Source organism: Flavobacterium sp. (assembly GCF_027484945.1).
Classification (GTDB): Bacteria; Bacteroidota; Bacteroidia; order Flavobacteriales; family Flavobacteriaceae; genus Flavobacterium.
Window position 1 is genome coordinate 13,362 of record NZ_JAIXRZ010000028.1, and the last position, 22,396, is coordinate 35,757.

The following is a 22,396-nucleotide window of genomic DNA, read 5'->3' on the forward strand; positions in this document are numbered from 1 at the left end:
GAAAGGGATCGATAACGAAGGTAAGGTTTTATTTACAAACTAAAAATTAAATTTAGGTTATGATACGTAGCGTAGGGTTTTGTATTGCTGTTTTTATGTTTTGGAGTTGTAGCCAAAAATCAAAAATTGAGAAAGAGGTGGAAGCGATTCCAGTGAAAACCCAATTGGTTCGTTTTGAACAAGCTTTTTATGGGTCACAATCAAGTGATTTACCCCAAATTAAAAAGCAGTTTCCCGAATTTTTTCCTTACGAGGTCCCCGATTCGGTTTGGATTAATAAAATGACCAACAAGGATTGGCAAGCTTTATACCGTGCTGTTGAAGCGAAGTATAAAGATTTTAGCGCTGCGCAAACCGAGATAGAAGATGTGTTTAAACATGTAAAATACTATTTCCCAAAAGTTAAAGAACCTGTAATTTATACTGTAATTGGTGAGATGGACAATACCACTAAGGCGATTTATACGAATGATAAGTTGATTGTTTCCTTGGAAATGTATTTGGGCAAAAGTCACCCTTTTTATGCTGGTATTGCACAATATATACGCGATAATTTTGAGCCCCGACAGATGATGCCTGATGTGGTTTCGGCTATTGGGTTTCAAGTAATTCCTCAGTCGCGGCATAATGATTTTATTAGCTTAATGATCGATTCCGGAAAAGAATTGTATCTAAAAGATTTGTTGTTACCGAACTACACCGACGTAGAAAAAATTGGTTATACCGCCGAGCAATTAAAGTTTTGTCAAGAAAATGAATCCTACATTTGGGAAAATTTCATTCAAAATAAATACCTCTACAGCTCCGATTCGAAGTTGGCCAATCGGTTTATAAATCTGGCTCCTTTTTCAAAATTTTATTTAGAAATCGACAATGAAACTCCTGGTCGAATTGGACAGTGGGTGGGTTGGCAAATTGTTCGGTCATTTGCAGAAAATAACGAAAAAGTTACCCCAAAAGAATTGTTGGCTATGGATGCGCATCGTATCTTTGAAGGGTCAAAATACAAACCAAAGAAAAATGAGTAAAAACACCTATACATCAGAAATAAAGATCAATGTCGAACTTGATGAAAACCGTATTCCTGAGCAATTGCATTGGACTGCAGAAGACGGTGGGGTAAGCAAAGCCCAAGCCAAGGCGGTATTGCTTTCCATTTGGGATAGTCAACAAAAAGAGACCTTGCGCATTGATTTGTGGACCAAAGACATGCCTGTAGATGAGATGAAAGTGTTTTTTCATCAAACACTTGTCGCTTTAGCGGATACCTACCAACGGGCAACGCAAGACGATAAAATGGCCGATACTATGCGCGATTTTACCGAATTTTTTGCAGAAAAGTTGAACTTGAAAGCTTGAAAATAGTTATTTAACTGAATGTTCGAAAAGGTCTCTAAAAACTTTTCTGTAACTTGATAGTATTAAATTGTTTATTGCAGGTGAAAATTCGATTTGGTCTCGTGTGCTAGGACTTGTTGAAACAGAACCCGTTGAGGTTTTAGAATACAATAAGATTTCTTTTTTTATGTCATAACATGCAATGGTAACTTGTACACTGCTATTTTGTGGGTTTGTTCTTTTTGAATTATAGCTTATTGCGCCCACTTCATTAGTTATGATTACTGCCTTTACTTGAATGAAATAATCCATTGTTGTTCCTAAAGCCAACTGATGTAAGGTTTCTTTAGACATTGAAATTCCAGCTTTTTTTGGAATAATACTTCCTTTTGCAGTAAGTAATGTAAAATATCGATCTTTCAATAAATCCTTAAAATTTTCTTGAATTTCAGCATTCAGTTGTCCATAAATTTTGGAAGGGCATTCAATTTCATTGATCAACCAATTACCTGTTCTAAAATTAACTCCTCCCGCAGGGCCATTATTAGTTAATGAGAAATGAGGAAAATTACAGCTGTTAAATAGAAAAATAACTGAAAGTGAAAAAAAGACACGAAAAATAGTCATAGAATCGTATACTATAATTTATAGCGAATTTCTAACATCATTGTTGACCTGTTCAATATAGTTTAAGAGTTCTTCTCGACCCAAACCGCTTTCAGAAGAAGTAATAAAATACGGAGGCATTTCTTCCCAATTATTGGCTAATAATTTTTTGCGATAGGCAGCTACATTTGACTCGGCTTTAATGCGTGTAAGTTTGTCTGCTTTAGTGAAAATCAGGCAAAAAGGCACGCCGCTTTCGCCGAGGTAATTAATAAATTCCAAATCGATTTTTTGGGCTTCCAAGCGAACATCAATCAATACAAAGGCGCAAACCAACTGTTCGCGTTTCTCAAAATAGTCCGTGATAAATTTTTGAAAGGTTTCTTTAGCCGATTTTGAAACACGGGCATAACCATATCCGGGCAGATCCACTAAAAACCAATTGTGGTTGATTTTAAAGTGGTTTATGAGTTGCGTTTTTCCTGGCCTTCCCGATGTTTTTGCCAAATTTTTATGGTTGGTCAACATGTTGATCAATGAAGATTTTCCAACATTGGAACGGCCAATAAAGGCATATTCGGGCAATGGCTCTTGTGGGCATTTGCTTACTACAGAATTGCTGATTATGAATTCAGCTGTGGTAATTTTCATTTACAATTGTTCTTTTTTCAACCAATTTTCCAAGTGTTGGTTGAATTCATCCGGACGTTCCATCATCGCAGCATGACCGCATTGATCAATCCAATACAAGTCCGAATTAGGCATTAATTTATGAAACTCTTCGGCCACTTCAGGAGGTGTTACCTTATCGTTTTTACCCCAAATAATACAGGTTTTAACGTGCATTTTTGGCAAATCTTTTCCCATATTGTGCCGAATTGCACTTTTCGCAATAGTAAGCGTTTTTAATACTTTAATACGATCGTTTACAATACCAAAAACTTCATCGACTAATTCTTTAGATGCCATTTTAGGATCATAAAAAACATCGGCAGTTTTATTTCGGATGTATTCATAATCGCCTCGTTTAGGGTAGCTATCGCCCATTGCGCTTTCATAAAGACCAGAACTTCCTGTGATTACTAAGCCAGCAACTTTTTCAGGATACATTTTTGTATGGTATAAAGCAATGTGGCCTCCTAAGGAGTTTCCAAGAAGAATGACGCGGTCAAAACCCTTATAGGTAATAAAGTCTTTTACATATTTAGCAAAAGCTTTAACATTCGTTTTTAAAATGTTTTGGGTGTACAAAGGCAATTCGGGTATAATAACTTTGTAGCCTTTTTTAGAAAAATGATCAGCAACCGCTTGAAAGTTGCTTAATCCGCCCATTAATCCATGCAATACTACAATTGGGGTGCCTTCTCCCGCTTCAAAATAGTGGTATTTTCCTTCGTTTTTTATGCTTACAGCCATTGTGAAAGTTCTGTTTTGAATTGTTACAAATATAGGTGTTTCAAAACAATATTGGCAAGGTGCGTCTTTTATTTAAAAATAAACCAATCTAAATAAGTCGTAAGTATAATAGTCAACAGCTAACCCTCCGTAAATCAGCAGCTTTCTTGTTGTATTGAAAAGGTTTTTTGATAAAAATATCAGAAAACGAATACCTATTCAAGAGCAGTAGGGTTTAGACTAAAAATGTCCACAATTTCTAAGAGGTTATTAAAAGAAAATAAAATCGCAATACGCTTTAAAAGCACGTGTTTGCGCATGAAGTGGTAAAACTTATTAACAAAGTGGTAGATTGTGGTAAAAAGTGGTAAAAAGTTTTATATTTTTGCTCTATATCAAATTAGAAAATCCATTTTGAATTCATTAGTTGGAACATATGAGTGTAAAGTTGATGCCAAAGGACGGTTGTTATTGCCTGCTCCTTTGAAAAAGCAACTGACGGCCTCTCTTCAGGACGGTTTCGTGCTGAAGCGCTCTGTTTTTCAGCCTTGTTTGGAATTGTATCCGATGACCGAATGGAATCTAATGATGCAAAAAATCAATAAGCTTAACCGATTTGTAAAAAAGAATAATGACTTCATTCGGCGGTTTACTGCTGGAGTGAAAGTGGTTGAAATCGACAACTTAGGCCGCTTATTGGTTCCCAAAGATCTTGTGGCTTTTGGCCAGATTTCTAAAGATATCGTGTTGTCTTCAGCGGTCAATATTATTGAGATTTGGGATAAAGATCTTTATGAAAAAGCAATTGATGATTCTGTCGTTGACTTTGCAGATTTGGCCGAAGATGTAATGGGTAATGTAAACGACGAGGACCATGGAATATCATAACCCAGTTTTACTCAAAGAAACGGTTGATGGTCTTGCCATTCGTCCGGATGGAATTTATGTAGATGTTACCTTCGGTGGAGGTGGGCATTCTCGGGAGATTTTAAAGCGTCTCGGTCCCCAGGGAAAGTTATTTGCTTTTGATCAAGATGAAGATGCTTGGAAAAACACGATTGATGATGATCGTTTTACGTTAGTGCCAGAGAATTTTCGCTATATCAAACGGTTTTTGCGTTTTCATGGCGTCCGAAAAGTTGATGGAATTTTAGCCGATTTAGGAGTGTCATCCCATCAATTTGATGAAGCCGAACGCGGTTTTTCAACTCGATTTGAAGCTAAGTTGGATATGCGTATGAGCCGTCAAAACGATTGGGATGCATATCGTGTCATAAACGAATATGATGAGGAGCTTTTAAAGCAAATGTTTTTGAATTATGGTGAATTGAAACAAGCACCTGCCCTGGCGCGAACCATTGTGGAAGCGCGTAGCAAGAAGCCAATTCAAACGACAATCGAATTAAAAGCGGTGTTGGCTAAGTACCTGCCAGCGCATTTGAGTAATAAAATATTGGCCCAAATCTACCAAGCTATTCGCATTGAGGTAAATCAAGAAATGGATGTTCTTAAAGAGTTTTTGGAGCAAACCAATGCACTTTTAAACCCGGGAGGTCGCTTAAGTGTAATTGCTTACCACTCGCTAGAGGATCGATTGGTAAAACGCTATATGCGAAATGGGATGTTTGAAGGTGAACCTGAACGCGATTTTTTTGGAAATTTTTCAGTCCCGTTTAAAACCATTGGAAAACTAATTGTCCCTTCTGAAGAAGAAATTAAAATAAATAATAGAGCGCGTAGTGCCAAATTACGAATTGCAGCAAAAGTCGAATGAAACAAGGGGTTTATAGCATATTAAAAGCGCGGTTTTTAGTTAATGAAGATGCCACCAAAAATTGGCGCTTTATTCTGTTTTTAATTCTCTTAGCCATTATAATGATCGCTAACACGCATAGCTATGAGCAAAAGGTATTACGTATAGCCGAATTAAATGAGGAGGTAAAAGAATTGCGCTCTCGCTTTGTAGACCGCCGTTCCCAATTGATGAAACTGCGAATGGAGTCCACTATTTCTAAAAAAATGGAAACGCGTGGTATTTATCCCTCTCAGGTTCCGCCCCAAAAAATAACGGTAAATAAAAAAGAAGAAAAAGGATTTTTTGCACGATTATGGCAGTAGATACTACTAATAAAGCACTTTCATACCGCACCTACCTTACTGCTGTGGGCATCTTTATTATGACCATTGCAATCGCAGTAAAATTGATAAATATCCAATGGGTAGAAGGAGCGCATTACCGTAAGTTGGCCAAAAAACGCACGGTAAATACATTTGTTATTCCAGCCAATAAAGGAAATATTTATTCAGCAGACGGGAGTTTGTTGGCGACATCAATACCAAACTACACCATTCATTTTGATGCCGTTGCTCCAAAACAATCGCTTTTTCAGGAAAATGTTGCCGATTTAGCGAAAGCAATGTCCAAAATGTTCGGTAAATCCGCTTCTCATTATCAAAATGTATTCCAACGCGCCCGCACAAATAATAATCGATTCTTGTTTATCGCCAAAGATTTAACCTACACCCAATTTATGGTGTTGAAAGAGATGCCAATTTTTAAAGAAGGTAAAAATAAAGGTGGGTTTATAGTTGAAGCACATCCTGTAAGGGTGCATCCTATTGGTAAAATTGCTGAGCGCACCATTGGTTATGAGCGTAAATTGGAAGATGGAACCTTACGGAAGGTGGGAATTGAAGGGGCTTTTTCAAAGTATTTAAAAGGCGAAGACGGTAAAGTTTTAAAACAAAAAATGGCCAAAGGTGAATGGAAACCTATTCGAGATGAGAACGAAAAAGAGCCCCGTGATGGCTATGATGTAATTGCTACTCTAGATGTTTTTATTCAAGATATTGCACATCATGCGTTATTGAAACAATTGCAAGATTATGATGCCGAGCACGGTTGTGTGGTGGTTATGGAAACCAAAACCGGTTATGTGCGTGCAATTTCTAATTTGGAAAAGGATGATAAGTCGGGAGATTACTATGAATCATTCAATTATGCCATCTATGAGTCCCATGAACCTGGTTCAACTTTTAAATTGGTTGATTTGATAGCGTTGCTCGATGATCAAAAAGTTGATACGAGTAAAGTGTATGACCGTAAGGGCGGTTTAATTTATTATTACGGTAAAAAAGTAGAAGATTCACATCGTGAAGGACCCCAAAAAATTTCTTTAGCTAGAGGTATGGAAATCTCTTCCAATACGGTTTTGGTTCAAGCGGTATGTGAAAATTATAAAGATAATCCCCAACAATTTGTAGAGCGTATTGAACGTATGGGCTTGGATAAGCCATTAGGATTGCCTATTGCTGGAGAAGGTATTCCTTCAATTCCTAAACCGGGATCCAAAAGATGGAGTGCAATTGCGTTGCCTTGGATGGCTTTTGGGTATGGGGTTTCTGTAACGCCTTTACAAACATTAACCTTATACAATGCAATAGCAAATAATGGGGAAATGATTAAGCCTCTTTTTGTGTCCGAAATTAAAGAGTGGAACAAGACGATTAAAAAATACAATAAAGAAGTAATCAATCCAAAGATCTGCTCAGACAATACCGTAAAAAAAATAAAAGTTGTCCTAGAAAATGTTGTGAAACGCGGCACGGGTAAATCATTGTATTCAAAAGATTTTTCTATGGCGGGAAAAACGGGAACAGCACAAGCCAATTATGCGGTTAATGGTGGTATGGAGAAACATTATATTTCATCTTTTGTGGGCTTTTTTCCGGCAGATAATCCAAAATATTCGTGTATAGTAGTGGTTCATAAACCCTCAACAAAAAATAATAATTATTACGGTGCAGATGTAGCAGGTCCAGTATTTAAACGTATTGCACAAAAAATCTATACCGATGCCCCTTCATCTAACAAAGTAAAAGATGTTAATAAGAAGGTTGCAAAACAAGATGCAAAATACCAGGAATATTATTCGCGGTTGCACAAAGCAAAAAATAAAGTGCCAAATTTAAAAGGTATGCCCGGTATGGATGCTGTGGCACTACTAGAAAATTTAGGATTGAAAGTGATTGTGAATGGTGCTGGAAGAGTAAAATCGCAGTCAATAAAACCGGGCGAAGTCCTACGAAAAAATACGCGTATCACCTTAGAATTATCGTAATGCAGTTAAAAGAACTCTTATATAAAGTTGCATTAGTGTCGGTTAAAGGGCCGACCGATATTGCTGTATCAAAAATTGAGTTTGATTCGCGAAAGGTAGCGCATCAAGATGTTTTTGTTGCGATTCGGGGCACAGTTTCAAACGGACATGATTATATCGCTAAGGCAATTGAATTAGGAGCTGTGGTTATTGTATGTGATACATTGCCCGAGCAGTTTCACGATGGGGTTACGTATGTTCAAGTTGTGGATACCAATTCGGCTTTAGCCTATATGGCCAATAATTTTTATAGCAATCCTTCATCTCAATTGAAATTGGTAGGAGTTACCGGAACAAATGGAAAAACAACGATTGCGACGTTATTGTACCAATTGTTTAAAAAAGCAGGCTATAAAGTAGGATTGTTGTCGACGGTAAAGATCATGGTTGATGATACCGTTTACAAAGCAACGCATACAACACCCGATTCTTTGACAATCAATCAGTATTTGAATGCAATGGTTCAGATCGGTTGTGAATTTTGTTTTATGGAAGTTAGCTCCCATGGAGTCCACCAAAAACGTACAGAGGGATTGGTGTTTGAAGGCGGTGTATTTACCAATTTATCGCATGACCATTTGGATTATCATGCGTCTTTTGCCGAATACCGAGATGTAAAAAAATCCTTTTTTGATCATTTACCCAAAACGGCATTTGCCTTAACCAATAATGATGATAAAAATGGTCCGGTTATGCTGCAAAACACCCAAGCACGTAAATTGACCTATGCTTTAAAATCAATGGCCGATTATAAGGCTCAAATACTCGAAAATCAGTTGTCTGGATTGTTGTTGAAAGTCAATGAAAATGAAGTTTGGGTAAAGTTAATCGGCTCGTTTAATGCGTACAATTTATTGGCAATTTATGGTGTAGCGCTAGCGTTAGGACTAGAAAAAATAGAAACGCTTCGTTTGTTATCTGAGTTGGAAAGTGTTTCCGGACGGTTTCAATTTATTATTTCCAAAGATAAAATAACGGCTATAGTTGATTATGCCCATACACCCGATGCATTGGAAAATGTGTTACGGACCATTTCTGATATCCGAACAAAAAATGAACAACTGATTACCGTTGTCGGATGTGGTGGTGATCGCGATAAAACCAAGCGTCCCGTTATGGCGCAAATTGCTGCTGCGTTGAGTGATAAAGTCATTTTTACCTCCGATAATCCGCGTTCTGAATCTCCTGAACAAATTATTGTCGAAATGGAGGCAGGTGTTGAACCTCAAGATTTTAAAAAAACAATATCTATAGTCGATCGTAAGCAAGCCATTAAAACAGCTTGTCAATTGGCTAATGCCAACGATATTCTTTTGATTGCAGGTAAGGGACATGAAACATATCAAGAAATAAACGGTGTTCGTCATGATTTTGACGATATGCAAATTGTAAAAGATATACTCGAATTATTAAATAAATAAACTATGCTCTACTATTTGTTTGACTTTCTCGATAAACATCACGACTTCCCTGGAGCGGGTGTGTTTCAATATATCACGTTCCGATCGGCAATGGCTTTGATTTTGTCTTTGATGATTTCAACGATTTATGGAAAAAAAATAATCAATTTCCTTCGTAACCAACAAGTGGGCGAAACCATTCGCGAATTGGGCCTTGAGGGGCAAACACAAAAAGCTGGAACACCAACGATGGGTGGATTAATTATTATTGTTGCCACGTTGATTCCGGTGTTGTTGTTTACCAAATTGAACAATATTTATATCATTCTGTTGATTGTTACCACACTATGGATGGGTACGATCGGATTTATAGATGATTATATTAAAATTTTCAAAAAAGATAAGCAAGGATTAAAAGGAATCTTCAAAGTTATAGGTCAAGTAGGATTGGGTTTAATAGTTGGATCGGTATTGTATTTTCATCCCGGAGTAACGGTTCGTGAAAAGTCAAATGTCCCAATTACATTCAATCAAACCCAAAGCATGGTTGCTCCTGTGGCCAAAGAGGTTAAATCGACAACCACTACAATTCCATTCATGAAGAACAATGAATTGGAATATGCTCAAATCTTAAAGCCTTTTACTGAAAATTACCATCAATGGGCATGGTTGGTATTTATTCCGATTGTAATTTTTATCATCACCGCGGTTTCCAATGGGGCAAATCTTACGGATGGAATTGATGGACTTGCTGCGGGTACTTCGGCGATATCGGTTTTAGCACTAGGAATATTTGCCTTTATCTCTGGAAATATCATTTTGTCTAGCTACTTGAATGTCATGTATATTCCAAATTCTGGAGAAATGACGGTTTTTATTGCAGCATTTGTAGGGGCTTTAGTTGGGTTTCTCTGGTATAATTCCTATCCCGCTTCGGTTTTTATGGGAGATACGGGAAGTTTAACTATAGGTGGAATTATTGCGGTTTTGGCGATATCTGTACGTAAGGAAATGTTGTTACCCGTATTGTGTGCTATTTTCTTTGCCGAAAGCGCTTCTGTAATCATGCAAGTTTCCTATTTCAAGTATACTAAAAAACGATTTGGTGAAGGACGCCGTATTTTTTTAATGTCGCCATTACATCATCATTATCAGAAAAAAGGGTACCACGAAAGTAAAATCGTAACCCGCTTTTGGATTGTAACGATCATGTTAGCCATTGTAGCTATTGTAACCTTAAAATTACGCTAAAATGAAACGATTGGTCGTCCTGGGTGGCGGTGAAAGTGGCGTGGGTACTGCACTATTAGGGCAAAAAAAAGGATACGATGTTTTTGTATCTGATTTTGGAGCTATCAAACAGAATTATAAAGACGTTCTTACTCAATACAAGATTGCTTGGGAAGATAACCAACATACGGAAGCATTGATTCTCAATGCCGATGTAGTAATGAAAAGTCCCGGTATCCCCGATAAAGCACCTATAGTAAAAAAGTTGGTCGAAAAAAAAATACCGGTCATCTCAGAAATTGAGTTTGCGTATCCTTACACAGATGCGGTAACAATTGGGATTACTGGGAGCAACGGTAAAACTACAACAACCATGTTAACCTACCATTTACTAAAAGAAGGTGGGCTTAATGTGGGTTTAGGGGGGAATATCGGAAAGAGTTTCGCTTGGCAAGTGGCCGAAGAAAATTACGACTGTTATGTGTTGGAATTGAGCAGTTTTCAATTGGATGGTATTGTGCATTATAAACCACACATTGCCATTATAACCAATATAAGTCCGGATCATTTGGATCGCTATGACTATAATTATGACAAGTATATCGCATCCAAATTCCGAATCACAATGAATCAAAACGAAGGCGATTATCTCATTTATGATTCCGATGATGTAGCCATGAATAATTGGCTTAACAATAATAAAATCAAAGCAAAACCAATTCCTTTTTCAATAACAAAAAGTAATAAAGAAGGAGCCTATTTAAACGACAAAACTATGGAAATCAACATTAATCAAGAGGAGTTCATGATGGAAACTGCTCAAATTGCTCTCGAAGGTAAACACAATTTGAAAAATGCAATGGCTGCGGCTTCAGTAGCTCAATTGATGCGTATCAGAAAACAAACGATACGAGAGAGTTTGTCCAATTTTCAGGGAGTAGAACACCGCTTGGAGAAAGTTTTAAAAATTCAAAATGTACAATACATTAACGATAGTAAAGCTACCAATGTAAATGCTACCTACTTTGCTTTAGAAAGCATGACCACACCTACCGTATGGATTGTTGGGGGAGTAGATAAAGGAAATGATTATACCGAGTTAATGGCTTTGGTACATGAAAAAGTAAAAGCAATTATTTGTTTAGGCGTTGATAATAAAAAAATAATCGATGCTTTTGTAAATGTGGTAGATATGATGGTTGAAGTTGACAATATGTTTGATGCCGTAAATACAGCCAAACATATTGCCGAAAAAGGGGACACCGTTTTATTATCTCCTGCTTGCGCAAGTTTTGATTTGTTTGAAAACTATGAAGATCGTGGCCGCCAGTTTAAAGATGTGGTTCGAAATCTTTAATCAATTCCAAGGGGTTAATAAATAAAAAAAGATAAACTAGGGTTAGTCAATGCAGTCGTTTCATGGGCAACCGTCAAGTAAAAGAATCCCGCGTATACAATAGATAATACCCAATACAAAAAACTAATTTTATGAAGCAATTAATCAGTAGGTTACATGGAGATAAGGTCATCTGGGCTTTGGTAGTCTTTTTGGCGGTATTTTCATTTATGCCTGTGTTTAGTGCAAGTAGTAATTTAGCCTATACGCGCCACGGTTCGGGAAATGTGTTAACTTATTTGGTAAAACACGCGCTTCATATCACGGTTGGTTTTTTTATTATTTATAAAGTTCATAAAGTTCCGTTTCATTATTTTCGAAGGTTATCTTTAATCATTCTTCCTATAGTCTGGGTGCTGTTGTTGTACACCTTAATCCGTGGAAATGTAATCGAAGGCGCCAATGCTAGCCGTTGGATTCAGATCCCATTTATTGGAATTTCCTTTCAAACATCAGCTTTAGCAGCAATAGTGCTCTATGTTTTTGTTGCACGGTATTTGACCAAAACACGGGAAACGCCCGTAACATTTAAAAATTCTTTATTTGAGCTTTGGCTTTATGTGTTTATCACAGTAGGATTAATTTTTCCGGCCAACTTTTCGACCGCCGCATTGATTTTTCTCATGGTGCTTATGATTGTGTTCATTGGAAAATATCCATTCAAATACATTGCAATGATTCTTGGATTGGCTGTAGCAGCAGCTTCGTTTTTTATATTGTTGGTTGTTGCTTTTCCTAAAGCGTTTCCAAACCGAGTAGATACATGGAAAAGTCGCGTCGAAAATTTCACCTCCGACAAGCCCAACGAAAACAATTACCAAATTGATAACGCTAAAATGGCTATCGCTTCGGGTAGAATTTACGGATTGGGTCCGGGCAAAAGTGTACAGAAAAATTTTTTACCGCAATCGTCATCCGATTTTATTTATGCGATTATCGTTGAGGAGTATGGGTTAATAGGCGGATTGTCAATCTTGTTTTTATATGTTTTATTGTTGTTCCGGTTTGTAGTTGCCTCCCATAAAGCCACCACTTTATTCGGAAAGCTTTTAGTGATAAGTCTCGGGTTCCCTATAGTATTTCAAGCCATGATAAATATGGCCGTTGCTGTAGAGTTACTCCCTGTTACGGGTCAGACACTCCCTTTAGTTAGTTCAGGAGGGACTTCGCTTTGGATGACCTGTATTGCGATTGGAATCATTTTAAGTGTTACTAAAAAAGAAGAAGAAATTGCCCAAGAAGAAGCCGATAAAAAACGCCGTGACGAGGCTTTACAACGATTAATAGATCAACAAATTCTAGCCGAAGAAGAAGCAGAACGTGCGCAAAATGATGGGAATGACGAACCAAATAATCCATTAAATACGGTAATGAATTAAACGGATGAAAACACATAAATTCATATTAAGTGGAGGGGGAACCGGGGGTCACATTTATCCGGCAATTGCCATTGCAAACGCATTGAAACAACGTTTTCCTGATGCTGAATTTTTATTTGTTGGAGCACAAGATAAAATGGAAATGCAAAAAGTCCCTCAATCCGGATACAAAATAGAAGGACTATGGATTGCAGGCTTACAACGAAAGTTCACCTTTCAAAATATGCTTTTCCCGTTTAAATTGTTGAGCAGTTTACTAAAATCCGATCGTATTATTAGGCAATTTCAACCCGACGTGGTGATTGGTACTGGTGGTTTTGCGAGCGGTCCGTTGTTGCAAATGGCTATACGTAAAAGAATTCCTACTGTGGTTCAGGAACAAAATTCCTATCCCGGAATTACCAATAAACTGTTGAGTAAAAAAGCTAATGTGATTTGCGTAGCCTATGAAAATCTAGATCGTTTTTTTCCGAAAGAAAAAATTGTATTTACAGGTAATCCAGTTCGTCAAGATTTATTAGATAGTGGTTCTAAGCGTACAGAGGGATTGAACTATTTTAAATTGGATCCCAATAAAAAAACACTTTTGGTTTTAGGAGGAAGTTTGGGCGCACGCCGCATAAATCAATTAATTGCTAAAGAACTCGACTTTTTGCTTCAACACGATATACAAGTTTTTTGGCAATGCGGAAAATTATATTACGAAGCATATAAACATTTAGAAGCACGGCCTAATGTTCATGTCGTTGCATTTATCGATCGTATGGATTTAATTTATGCAGCAGCCGATTTTGTGATTTCGCGCGCCGGTGCTTCATCAGTGTCTGAACTGTGTTTGGTGGGAAAACCTACACTGTTTATTCCATCGCCCAATGTAGCAGAAGATCATCAAACGAAAAATGCCAAGGCCATTGTTGAAAAAGGAGGTGCTTTGTTGTTGCGTGAGTCCGAATTGGATACGCAATTTGAAACAACAATGGTTGATTTAATGCAAAACGAGGTGCTGCAACACCAATTAAGTGACGCCATGAAACGCTTAGGTAAGCCCGATGCTACCCAAGCAATTGTTGATGAAATTATTAAATTAATGCACAAATAGAATGAATCTAAATCAAATTCATAATGTCTATTTTATTGGGATTGGAGGGATTGGAATGAGTGCCTTAGCCCGCTATTTTCAGTACATTGGGAAAAGTGTATCGGGTTATGATAAAACTCCAACAAGGTTGACAGATGAATTGATTGCAAGTGGTATGAAAATCCATTTTGAAGATTCCATTGAAGCAATTCCTGCTTCGTATACCCAAGAAAATACGTTAGTTGTAATAACACCGGCTATTCCTAAAAATCATTCCGAGTGGAAATTTTTGCAAGAAAAAGGGTATACCATTAAAAAACGTGCAGAAGTATTAGGGATGATTACCAAAGATACCTATTGTTTTGCTGTTGCGGGTACACATGGAAAAACAACAACGTCCAGTATTTTAGGGCATATCTTGTATGAAAGTGGTGCCGATGTGACGGCTTTTTTGGGAGGTATTGTCGAAAATTATCATTCGAATTTAATTGGGAAAGGAAAGTCGATTTCGGTAGTTGAAGCGGATGAGTTTGATCGTTCGTTTTTATACTTACATCCTGATTTGGCATGTGTGACCTCAATGGATGCGGATCATTTGGATATTTATGGAGATGCAACGGCGATTCAAGAATCGTTTTGTGAGTTTGCTTTTAAAGTAACGGATCCGAAGCATTTATTTATTCCAAAAGGGTTGCCTTTAAAGGGGACTACATTAGCAATAAATGAAGAAGCCGATTTTGTTGTACACAACATTCGCATCGAAAATAGCGCTTACCTATTTGATGTAAGAACCCCAACAGAAACGATAAAAGATATTGCCTTTGCTTTGCCAGGGCATCATAATTTAATGAATGCCTTAACCGCTTTAGCAATGGCCTACACGTTCGGCACCCCAACCGGTTCTATTGCTAAAGCTTTGGCATCTTTTCAAGGGATACAACGTCGCTTTTCGTATCAAATAAAAACCGAAAAGAGAGTTTATATCGATGATTATGCACATCATCCTACAGAAATTAATGCGGTGCATCAAGCTGTGCGCGAATTGTACCCCGGGGAAAAAGTAACCGCCGTATTTCAGCCCCATTTATTCAGCCGTACTAAAGACTTTGTTGATGGGTTTGCCGAGAGCTTATCGCAATTTGATGAAGTGGTATTGTTGGATATCTATCCTGCTCGAGAGCTACCTATGGAAGGAGTAAGTTCAACGTGGTTGATGGGTAAAATGACCAATCCAAATGTGCGGCTCGTAACGAAGCAACAACTCATTCCTTTTTTAAGGGATAATGATGCATTTGTATTTGTAACTATTGGGGCAGGTGATCTAGGAGAAATGGTTCCCGAAATTAAAAAAGCATTGCTATGAAAATGATCAAATGGTCTACAGTTCGATTGATGCTAATCCTAGTGATGGTGGGGTTTTTGTATGCTTTTGCACAAATTAGAAATGGACAGCGAACCCTTAAAAAAACCGAAGTGGTTTTTATTGGATCGAACACCAATTTTGTGCGGCAGGAAACGGTTAATAAATTGTTAATAGAAAATAAAACTGACCTGCGAAGCATTCGTTTAGAGCAGTTAAATTTGAATAAATTGGAGTTTTCTATCAACCAAAATCCAATGATTGAGAAATCAGAGGTTTACAGTAGTGTTGATGGTGTTTTACGAGCAGAAGTAGTTACGCGTACGCCCGTGGGGCGCTATTATGGAAAAAGTCGTTCTTATTACATTGATCAAAAGGGAAAAGAAATGCCGCTTTCGCCAAATCACACGGCACGTGTACCATTGGTTTTTGGAAATGTAAAGCCACAAATTCTCCCGAAGTTGACCCAAGTTTTAAAACAGATCCATGCCGATATGTTTTTGAAAAAAAATATTGTGGGAGTTACGGTGTTGGATGACGAAAATTTGGAGCTTACGAGTCGTAATTATGATTACATAATCGAATTCGGTAAAATGATTCGAATTGAACGTAAGTTAATGAATTACAAGGCTTTTTTTCAAAAAGCAGTAAACGACAGAACAATTGAAAAATACAAACGCATCAACTTACGTTTTACCAAACAAGTGGTGTGCACCCGATAAATAAACAGAAAGTGTCAATTTTTGAAACTATGAACCAGAAAGAAAACATTGCCGTTGGATTAGACATTGGAACAACTAAGATTGTTGCCATGATCGGAAAGAAAAACGAATATGGCAAACTCGAAATCTTAGGTGTTGGAAAAGCCAAGAGTCTAGGAGTGGCGCGTGGCGTGGTCAACAATATCACCCAAACCATCCAGTCTATTCAACAAGCAGTAAATGAGGCTAAGGAAAATTCGGGTTACAAAATCAATGATGTTGTTGTTGGAATTGCCGGGCAACACATTCGTAGTATTCAGCATACAGACTACTTAATTCGCACTAATCCAGATGAAGTTATAAGCGAAAAAGATATTCATTTGTTGATTGATCAAGTGAGTAAATTAGCCATGTTGCCTGGGGAAGAAATTATTCATGTTTTACCCCAAGAGTATAAAATTGATGGCCAGTCCGATATTAAAGAACCCATAGGGATGTATGGTGGACGATTGGAGGCTAGTTTTCACGTTGTGGTAGGGCAAGCGACTTCAATTCGTAACATCGGACGTTGTGTACAGAGTGCAGAAATAGAGTTGGCAGGTTTAACACTAGAACCGTTAGCTTCAGCCGATGCCGTTTTGAGTCAAGAAGAGAAAGAAGCCGGAGTGGCATTGATCGACATAGGTGGGGGAACTACCGATTTGGCTATTTTTAAAGATGGAATCATCCGTCATACCGCAGTAGTACCTTTTGGTGGAAATGTAATTACCGAAGATATAAAAGAAGGATGTTCGATTATCGAAAAACAAGCGGAGTTGTTAAAGGTCAAATTTGGATCGGCTTGGCCTGGAGAAAATAAAGAAAACGAAATTGTATCCATTCCAGGAGTACGTGGTCGTGATCCAAAAGAAATTTCGTTAAAAAATCTTTCGTTGATAATTCATGCCCGTGTTGTTGAAATTATTGAGCAAGTATTTGCTGAAATCAAAGCGTATGGTCATGAAACGCCAAGAAAAAAACTAATTGCAGGTATTGTACTAACCGGTGGTGGTTCGCAATTGAAACATATCAAGCAATTGGTAGAATACATTACGGGAATCGATACGCGTTTGGGGTATCCTAATGAACATTTGGCAGGAAATTCAAGTGAAGAGATATCAAGCCCGATGTATGCTACAGCAGTTGGATTAGTAATGAACAGTATTGCTAAAAATACGCAAAGTGCGTATAAAATTGAAACGCAAGAAGCTTCTGAACCGGTTGTTATAGCCGATTATAAGCAGCCCGAGGTGCAAGAACCTACGCTTACTGTTGAAGATACAGATCTTCCTAAACCAGAAGTGCCAGAAGAGAAAGAAAAAGGTGGCCATGAAAAGCCCCCGATTAGCGTATCATTTTTTGATCGTTATGTAGAAAAAATTAAAGATTTTTTAGACAAAGCAGAATAAGTAGACAAAATATAAAATCAAACAAAACCAAAATCGTATGATGAGCAACTCAGAATTTGGAAGCATCTCATTTGATTTGCCTAAAAACCAATCAAATGTTATAAAAGTTATCGGTGTTGGTGGCGGTGGAAGCAACGCTATCAATCACATGTTCAAACAAGGAATTAAAGGTGTAGACTTTGTTATTTGTAATACGGATGCACAGGCATTACAAAATAGCGCTGTACCCAATAAAATTCAGTTAGGTGTAGGTCTAACCGAAGGTTTAGGAGCAGGTGCAAATCCAGAAGTGGGACAACAGTCTGCAATTGAAAGCATTGAGGAGATTGAAAAAATGTTGGATAACAACACCAAAATGGTCTTTATCACTGCCGGTATGGGTGGCGGAACAGGAACAGGTGCAGCACCGGTAATTGCTCAATTAGCAAAAGAACGCGATATTCTTACGGTAGGAATTGTTACTATTCCATTTCAGTTTGAAGGAAAAGTTCGCTCAGAACAAGCGATGGCTGGTGTTGAGCGTTTGCGCAAACAAGTGGATTCGTTGATTGTAATTAATAATAATAAGTTGCGTGAAGTGTATGGGAATTTAGGTTTTAAGGCCGGATTCTCTAAAGCAGATGAGGTTTTGTCTACAGCCTCTCGTGGTATTGCTGAAGTAATTACACATCATTACACGCAAAATATCGACTTGAAAGATGCTAAGACGGTATTGTCTAATAGTGGAACAGCTATCATGGGGTCTGCAACTGCTGCAGGGGATAACCGTGCTAAAGATGCAATTATAGCAGCTTTGGATTCTCCACTATTAAACGATAATAAAATTAATGGTGCTAAAAACGTATTGTTGCTTATCGTTTCTGGTACTAGTGAAATTACAATTGATGAAATTGGAGAAATCAACGATCATATCCAAACGGAAGCGGGTAATAATGCAAATATTATCATGGGTGTTGGTGAAGATGAATCATTAGGTGATGCAATTGCTGTAACAATTATTGCTACGGGTTTTACTTCTGATCAACAAGCAGAGATTGTAAATACCGAACCGCGTAAAATTATTCACTCTTTAGAAGATGAACAGCGATTAGTTCGTGATTTAAGTCAGAAAACAGTAGCGGTTTTTGAGCGTAGTATTGAAGATCAAATTGAGGAAACTATTGTTGCTCCTGTGACCGATGTAGTTGCAGTTGCTGAAAAAATCGTTTTCGAATTGTTGGATGAAGAAGTCCCAATGGCTCAAACTACTCCAATAATCAATGAAAATGAGTTGATTCCAATGAATGAGTTTATTCGTAATTTGGATGTGACTTTTGAAATCGTTTCGCCAATAAAAGACTTAGATTTTTCATTCGTTTCACCTGTTGCTGAATCGGTAACGCCAGTTGCAACTTCATCAGTAGATGTGAATACTATTGTTGTCAATGAAGCACAGCAACTAACATTCCACGAGGAGATACAGCCAACATTTACGTTTGATTTGCCAATTAACGAACCTGCTGCTTCAGTTACTCCGGAAGAAAATAAAATTATTTTTGACTTAACAGAGGATACAAAAAATATTAAAGTGAATGCTCATGTTGAGTTTGTACCGATGACGGAAGTAGATAATGGTGTGATTCGCTATTCATTGGAAGAGTATATGGAAATTGAAAATGAATTGTTGGGATCATCAAAACCAGAAATTATTGAAAATAAGGAGGTAGAGGCCATCGACGAAGAATTGAATTTCGCTACTAAACTAGCAGCTGAACCTGCACAACCCAAGTATTCTACCTTCGCTTCAGATGATATTTCTCCATTAGAGATGAGTATCGAGGATACATTGAAAATGCGTGCAGATGAGCGTCGAAGAAAGTTAAAAGATTTTAATTATAAATTTCATAACAATCCCTCTCGAGTAGACGAGTTAGAAAAAGAACCTGCTTATAAGCGTATGGGAGTGGATTTAGATTCAACAACTAATGCAAATAACCAATCCAGAATGTCTTTAGGAACAGATAGCAATGATGATATACAATTGCGTTCCAACAATTCATTCTTACACGATAATGTAGATTAATCATAAGTTAATTAAAGATGGGGGTAGCCCGGAAGAAATTGTTTCTTTCGGGTTATTTTTTTACCTTTGCCTAAGTAAAATTTCAGTTACGTTAAAATATAGTAATAACCCACTTATTCTCAAGACTATGAGTTTGGAATCCCAAATTATGGACGAAATGAAAAATGCCATGCGTGCTAAAGACACTGTTGCTTTAGAGGCATTGCGTGCAATTAAATCGGGAATTATTTTAGCTAAAACCGAGGCAGGAGCATCTGATACTTTGTCGACAGAGGATGAGATTAAGTTGTTGCAAAAGTTAGTTAAGCAACGAAAAGACAGTGCTTCAATTTATACGGATCAAGGTCGCGCTGATTTGGCTGAGCCAGAATTGGCCCAAGTTGCTGTAATTGAAAAGTTTTTGCCTGCACAATTGAGCGAAGCCGAAGTTGAGGCAGTGGTAGTAAAAATTATCGCTGAAAATGGTTTTACGGGCATGGCTTCCATGGGACAATTGATGGGATTAGCAACAAAAGCTTTAGCAGGTAAAACCGATGGCAAAACAATCTCAACCCTTGTAAAAAAACTTTTAAATTCATAATTCATAATTTAAAATTTAGAATAGTAAATAATGGCTGCGTAGTTCAACTGGATAGAATATCAGATTTCGGCTCTGAGGGTTGGGGGTTCGAATCCCTCCGCGGTCACGAATAAATAAAAAAATCCAAAAGAAATAAAATTCATTTTAAAATTTCTTTTGGGTTTTTTTATTTTCAAAGCGGAGCTTTGAGGGATCAATGGAGTTGAATCCCGTTCGTGAATATTTACTTTATTTTAAATTTTTTTGGATCTTTTTAATTATTACCAAATGCATCTAAAACGGGTAAGGCATTGTTATTAAAATCCCATAAGGCTTGGTTTTCCCATGAGGAGCCATTGGTTGCATTTGGTCCACGGAAAGCCACCCATTCGGCTCCCCAATAACAAAATCCAATCCCGTGAGCAGATTGTTTAACACTGTTTTTTATTGCTGATAGGAAGCTAAGTTGCCCGCTTGTTGTTGCTGAATATCCGGGAGCTAATTGGTTGCTCAATCCCACAACATTATTGGTATAATCATTGTAGCCCAAGGTAAAGGGATAGGAAGTTTCTGCAAGTAATACTTTCTTGTTATACATTTGGCCCAAAGAGTTGATGGTGTTTTGCACATTCGTCAAACTGGTTCCGTGCCAAATAGGGTAGTAGGAAAGACCGATATAATCATAGTCTACCATAGCCACTTTATTAAAAAACCAATCCGATCCCGAAATACCGCCATAATGCAACATAATTTTTGCGGTATTGGATTTGGCTCTAACAGCTGCGCAAGCGGTATTGACCAACTGCAAGTATTGGGATTCGTTTATAGATAGTTTTCCATCGGGCCAGAGAAACCCGTCATTCGTTTCATTTCCAATTTGGATGATGTCGGGTTGAATTTCGGTCATTATCTGACTCGTATAGGTGTTTACAGTATTCTTTAGCGTAGTAAAGTTTAAAGATTGCCAGTTAACAGGTTTGGTCTGATGGCCTGGATCAGCCCAAGTATCCGAATAGTGTACGGTAAGCCAAACTTTTAAACCAGCCTGTTTAATGCGTTGTGCAAAGGATTTAACTTCTGTAAATCCACTATGACCGTCGGAAGGGTTTTGCCATAATCGAATACGTATTGTATTGCATCCTGCATTTTTTAAGGTAATAATTGGGTCTTCGGCAATATTATTATTTTTATAAATAACCCCTTCGCTTTCAATTAATGGTAGAAAGGACATATCGGCAGCACGATAAAAGAGGAGTTCGGGAGCAGGTGTTGTAGTATCCTCTTTTTTCGAACATGAAATGAAGGAAAAGATTAAGTACGATAAAAGTATATATTTCACTTTAATTTACTTGGCATTAGGTTTATTGGGTAATAACTTTTAAATGTTGTATGGTCTCAAGGGGGTCTTGTGCTCGAAAAACAAAACTTCCAGCTACCAATACATCGGCTCCGGATTGTACCAATTGTTTGGCATTTTTATCGGTTACGCCACCGTCGATTTCGATTAGGGTTGAAGCGCCTTTGCGAATGATTAATTCTTTGAGTTTTTCCACTTTGGAGTACGTGTTTTCAATAAACGACTGTCCACCAAACCCAGGATTTACACTCATCAAGCACACCAAATCAATGTCTTGGATAACATCTTCCAGTAAATTAACGTTGGTATGTGGATTTAAAGCTACGCCCGCTTGCATACCGGCAGCTTTAATTGCTTGAAGTGTTCGGTGTAGATGGGTGCAAGCCTCGTAATGAACAGTAAGTATGTTGGCTCCTAATTGTGCAAAAGTGCTAATGTATCGGTCGGGATCGACTATCATTAAATGTACGTCGATAGTTTTTTTTGCATGTTTTTGAATCGCTTCTAAAACGGGCATCCCAAACGAAATATTGGGCACAAAAACGCCGTCCATAATGTCAATATGAAACCAATCCGCTTGGGATTGATTGATCATTTCGATATCACGTTGTAAATAAGCAAAGTCAGCAGCCAATACTGAAGGCGCAATTAGGGTATTTTTCATACGATTAGGTGATTTGTTGTGTTGTTGTACAAAAGTAGTTAATTTGAATTATATGTTATGAATTATACATGGTAGGTGTTTCAAAACAAGCCGGCATGAGTATCAATATAAAATACTAAAGATTGTAAGTTTTAGTGTACGAATTGAGTTTTGATTCCCCTAAAAAAAAAACTCCGGATTTATCCAGAGTTTTTATTGGGTTTTATCTTTATAATAAGTAAAAATTATTCATATAATCCAATGTGTTAGGAGCAAAAAAGCGA

General features: G+C 37.6%; 21 protein-coding genes and 1 tRNA gene. 17 read left to right on the forward strand and 5 right to left on the reverse strand.

The window, feature by feature from the left end:
- Positions 1-59: 59 nt before the first annotated feature.
- Together gldB and gldC are read left to right on the forward strand one after the other, a co-directional pair.
- On the forward strand, positions 60-1,028 hold the full coding sequence (gene gldB / locus Q0039_RS04445; RefSeq protein ID WP_366520875.1) for a gliding motility lipoprotein GldB: 969 nt from the start codon (positions 60-62) through the stop codon (positions 1,026-1,028).
- Positions 1,021-1,359, forward strand: coding sequence for a gliding motility protein GldC (gene gldC / locus Q0039_RS04450; RefSeq protein ID WP_297509685.1), 339 nt, complete (start codon positions 1,021-1,023; stop codon positions 1,357-1,359). The genes gldB and gldC overlap by 8 nt, the downstream gene beginning before the upstream one ends.
- 6 nt (positions 1,360-1,365) lie before the next feature.
- Here gldC and Q0039_RS04455 read toward each other — a convergent pair whose 3' ends face one another.
- The 3 genes from Q0039_RS04455 to Q0039_RS04465 are packed head-to-tail and all read right to left on the reverse strand — an operon-like array spanning position 1,366 to position 3,360.
- On the reverse strand, positions 1,366-1,965 hold the full coding sequence (locus Q0039_RS04455; protein WP_297509688.1) for a hypothetical protein: 600 nt from the start codon (positions 1,963-1,965) through the stop codon (positions 1,366-1,368).
- An 18-nt stretch (positions 1,966-1,983) separates the two neighbouring features.
- Positions 1,984-2,595: a ribosome biogenesis GTP-binding protein YihA/YsxC gene (gene yihA / locus Q0039_RS04460; protein WP_297509691.1), complete on the reverse strand. Its 612-nt coding sequence runs from the start codon at positions 2,593-2,595 to the stop codon at positions 1,984-1,986.
- Positions 2,596-3,360: an alpha/beta hydrolase gene (locus Q0039_RS04465; protein WP_297509694.1), complete on the reverse strand. Its 765-nt coding sequence runs from the start codon at positions 3,358-3,360 to the stop codon at positions 2,596-2,598.
- 393 nt (positions 3,361-3,753) lie between these two features.
- Here Q0039_RS04465 and mraZ point away from each other — a divergent pair, with 393 nt between their 5' ends.
- The 15 genes from mraZ (at position 3,754) to Q0039_RS04540 (ending at position 20,239) form a co-directional block, all read left to right on the forward strand.
- The gene (mraZ, locus tag Q0039_RS04470) at positions 3,754-4,227 is read left to right on the forward strand and encodes a division/cell wall cluster transcriptional repressor MraZ (protein ID WP_297509697.1); all 474 of its coding nucleotides are present in this window, start codon (positions 3,754-3,756) and stop codon (positions 4,225-4,227) included.
- Positions 4,214-5,113: a 16S rRNA (cytosine(1402)-N(4))-methyltransferase RsmH gene (gene rsmH / locus Q0039_RS04475; protein ID WP_297509700.1), complete on the forward strand. Its 900-nt coding sequence runs from the start codon at positions 4,214-4,216 to the stop codon at positions 5,111-5,113. The genes mraZ and rsmH overlap by 14 nt, the downstream gene beginning before the upstream one ends.
- Positions 5,110-5,457 (forward strand): FtsL-like putative cell division protein, encoded by a 348-nt coding sequence (locus tag Q0039_RS04480; RefSeq protein WP_297509703.1) that lies wholly within the window; start codon positions 5,110-5,112, stop codon positions 5,455-5,457. The genes rsmH and Q0039_RS04480 overlap by 4 nt, the downstream gene beginning before the upstream one ends.
- Positions 5,448-7,460 (forward strand): penicillin-binding protein, encoded by a 2,013-nt coding sequence (locus tag Q0039_RS04485; RefSeq protein ID WP_297509706.1) that lies wholly within the window; start codon positions 5,448-5,450, stop codon positions 7,458-7,460. The genes Q0039_RS04480 and Q0039_RS04485 overlap by 10 nt, the downstream gene beginning before the upstream one ends.
- Positions 7,460-8,920: a UDP-N-acetylmuramoyl-L-alanyl-D-glutamate--2,6-diaminopimelate ligase gene (locus tag Q0039_RS04490; RefSeq protein ID WP_297509709.1), complete on the forward strand. Its 1,461-nt coding sequence runs from the start codon at positions 7,460-7,462 to the stop codon at positions 8,918-8,920. Before Q0039_RS04485 ends, Q0039_RS04490 begins: the two co-directional genes overlap by 1 nt.
- A gap of 3 nt (positions 8,921-8,923) precedes the next feature.
- Positions 8,924-10,150, forward strand: coding sequence for a phospho-N-acetylmuramoyl-pentapeptide-transferase (mraY, locus tag Q0039_RS04495; protein ID WP_297509712.1), 1,227 nt, complete (start codon positions 8,924-8,926; stop codon positions 10,148-10,150).
- Position 10,151: 1 nt separating this feature from the next.
- The gene (murD, locus tag Q0039_RS04500; RefSeq protein WP_297509715.1) at positions 10,152-11,486 is read left to right on the forward strand and encodes a UDP-N-acetylmuramoyl-L-alanine--D-glutamate ligase; all 1,335 of its coding nucleotides are present in this window, start codon (positions 10,152-10,154) and stop codon (positions 11,484-11,486) included.
- A 131-nt stretch (positions 11,487-11,617) separates the two neighbouring features.
- On the forward strand, positions 11,618-12,904 hold the full coding sequence (locus Q0039_RS04505) for an FtsW/RodA/SpoVE family cell cycle protein (RefSeq protein WP_297509718.1): 1,287 nt from the start codon (positions 11,618-11,620) through the stop codon (positions 12,902-12,904).
- 4 nt (positions 12,905-12,908) lie between these two features.
- Positions 12,909-14,003 (forward strand): undecaprenyldiphospho-muramoylpentapeptide beta-N-acetylglucosaminyltransferase, encoded by a 1,095-nt coding sequence (murG, locus tag Q0039_RS04510; RefSeq protein WP_297509721.1) that lies wholly within the window; start codon positions 12,909-12,911, stop codon positions 14,001-14,003.
- Between the two features lies 1 nt (position 14,004).
- Positions 14,005-15,345, forward strand: a complete 1,341-nt coding sequence (murC, locus tag Q0039_RS04515; protein ID WP_297509724.1) for a UDP-N-acetylmuramate--L-alanine ligase — start codon at positions 14,005-14,007, stop codon at positions 15,343-15,345.
- On the forward strand, positions 15,342-16,064 hold the full coding sequence (locus tag Q0039_RS04520; RefSeq protein WP_297509727.1) for a cell division protein FtsQ: 723 nt from the start codon (positions 15,342-15,344) through the stop codon (positions 16,062-16,064). Before murC ends, Q0039_RS04520 begins: the two co-directional genes overlap by 4 nt.
- 29 nt (positions 16,065-16,093) lie before the next feature.
- A complete protein-coding gene (ftsA, locus tag Q0039_RS04525) occupies positions 16,094-17,491 on the forward strand; it encodes a cell division protein FtsA (RefSeq protein WP_297509730.1) in 1,398 nt (465 codons plus the stop codon).
- A 37-nt stretch (positions 17,492-17,528) separates the two neighbouring features.
- Positions 17,529-19,553, forward strand: coding sequence for a cell division protein FtsZ (ftsZ, locus tag Q0039_RS04530; protein WP_297509732.1), 2,025 nt, complete (start codon positions 17,529-17,531; stop codon positions 19,551-19,553).
- A 127-nt stretch (positions 19,554-19,680) separates the two neighbouring features.
- On the forward strand, positions 19,681-20,133 hold the full coding sequence (locus tag Q0039_RS04535) for a GatB/YqeY domain-containing protein (protein ID WP_297509735.1): 453 nt from the start codon (positions 19,681-19,683) through the stop codon (positions 20,131-20,133).
- Positions 20,134-20,165: 32 nt separating this feature from the next.
- A tRNA-Arg gene (locus Q0039_RS04540) sits at positions 20,166-20,239 on the forward strand.
- Positions 20,240-20,386: 147 nt separating this feature from the next.
- On the opposite strand, the gene Q0039_RS04545 is transcribed toward Q0039_RS04540, so the two are convergent.
- Positions 20,387-21,451 (reverse strand): glycosyl hydrolase 53 family protein, encoded by a 1,065-nt coding sequence (locus Q0039_RS04545; protein WP_297509739.1) that lies wholly within the window; start codon positions 21,449-21,451, stop codon positions 20,387-20,389.
- A 22-nt stretch (positions 21,452-21,473) separates the two neighbouring features.
- Positions 21,474-22,133, reverse strand: a complete 660-nt coding sequence (gene rpe / locus Q0039_RS04550; RefSeq protein ID WP_297509742.1) for a ribulose-phosphate 3-epimerase — start codon at positions 22,131-22,133, stop codon at positions 21,474-21,476.
- Between the last annotated feature and the right edge of the window lie 263 nt (positions 22,134-22,396).

What these genes read in the sequence shown, in the direction of transcription:
- gldB (WP_366520875.1), top strand. Translation starts at nt 60, where the DNA reads ATGATACGTAGCGTAGGGTTTTGTATTGCTGTTTTTATGTTTTGGAGT.
- gldC (WP_297509685.1), top strand. Translation starts at nt 1,021, where the DNA reads ATGAGTAAAAACACCTATACATCAGAAATAAAGATCAATGTCGAACTT.
- Q0039_RS04455 (WP_297509688.1), bottom strand. Translation starts at nt 1,965, where the DNA reads ATGACTATTTTTCGTGTCTTTTTTTCACTTTCAGTTATTTTTCTATTT.
- yihA (WP_297509691.1), bottom strand. Translation starts at nt 2,595, where the DNA reads ATGAAAATTACCACAGCTGAATTCATAATCAGCAATTCTGTAGTAAGC.
- Q0039_RS04465 (WP_297509694.1), bottom strand. Translation starts at nt 3,360, where the DNA reads ATGGCTGTAAGCATAAAAAACGAAGGAAAATACCACTATTTTGAAGCG.
- rsmH (WP_297509700.1), top strand. Translation starts at nt 4,214, where the DNA reads ATGGAATATCATAACCCAGTTTTACTCAAAGAAACGGTTGATGGTCTT.
- Q0039_RS04480 (WP_297509703.1), top strand. Translation starts at nt 5,110, where the DNA reads ATGAAACAAGGGGTTTATAGCATATTAAAAGCGCGGTTTTTAGTTAAT.
- Q0039_RS04485 (WP_297509706.1), top strand. Translation starts at nt 5,448, where the DNA reads ATGGCAGTAGATACTACTAATAAAGCACTTTCATACCGCACCTACCTT.
- Q0039_RS04490 (WP_297509709.1), top strand. Translation starts at nt 7,460, where the DNA reads ATGCAGTTAAAAGAACTCTTATATAAAGTTGCATTAGTGTCGGTTAAA.
- mraY (WP_297509712.1), top strand. Translation starts at nt 8,924, where the DNA reads ATGCTCTACTATTTGTTTGACTTTCTCGATAAACATCACGACTTCCCT.
- murD (WP_297509715.1), top strand. Translation starts at nt 10,152, where the DNA reads ATGAAACGATTGGTCGTCCTGGGTGGCGGTGAAAGTGGCGTGGGTACT.
- Q0039_RS04505 (WP_297509718.1), top strand. Translation starts at nt 11,618, where the DNA reads ATGAAGCAATTAATCAGTAGGTTACATGGAGATAAGGTCATCTGGGCT.
- murG (WP_297509721.1), top strand. Translation starts at nt 12,909, where the DNA reads ATGAAAACACATAAATTCATATTAAGTGGAGGGGGAACCGGGGGTCAC.
- murC (WP_297509724.1), top strand. Translation starts at nt 14,005, where the DNA reads ATGAATCTAAATCAAATTCATAATGTCTATTTTATTGGGATTGGAGGG.
- Q0039_RS04520 (WP_297509727.1), top strand. Translation starts at nt 15,342, where the DNA reads ATGAAAATGATCAAATGGTCTACAGTTCGATTGATGCTAATCCTAGTG.
- ftsA (WP_297509730.1), top strand. Translation starts at nt 16,094, where the DNA reads ATGAACCAGAAAGAAAACATTGCCGTTGGATTAGACATTGGAACAACT.
- ftsZ (WP_297509732.1), top strand. Translation starts at nt 17,529, where the DNA reads ATGATGAGCAACTCAGAATTTGGAAGCATCTCATTTGATTTGCCTAAA.
- Q0039_RS04535 (WP_297509735.1), top strand. Translation starts at nt 19,681, where the DNA reads ATGAGTTTGGAATCCCAAATTATGGACGAAATGAAAAATGCCATGCGT.
- rpe (WP_297509742.1), bottom strand. Translation starts at nt 22,133, where the DNA reads ATGAAAAATACCCTAATTGCGCCTTCAGTATTGGCTGCTGACTTTGCT.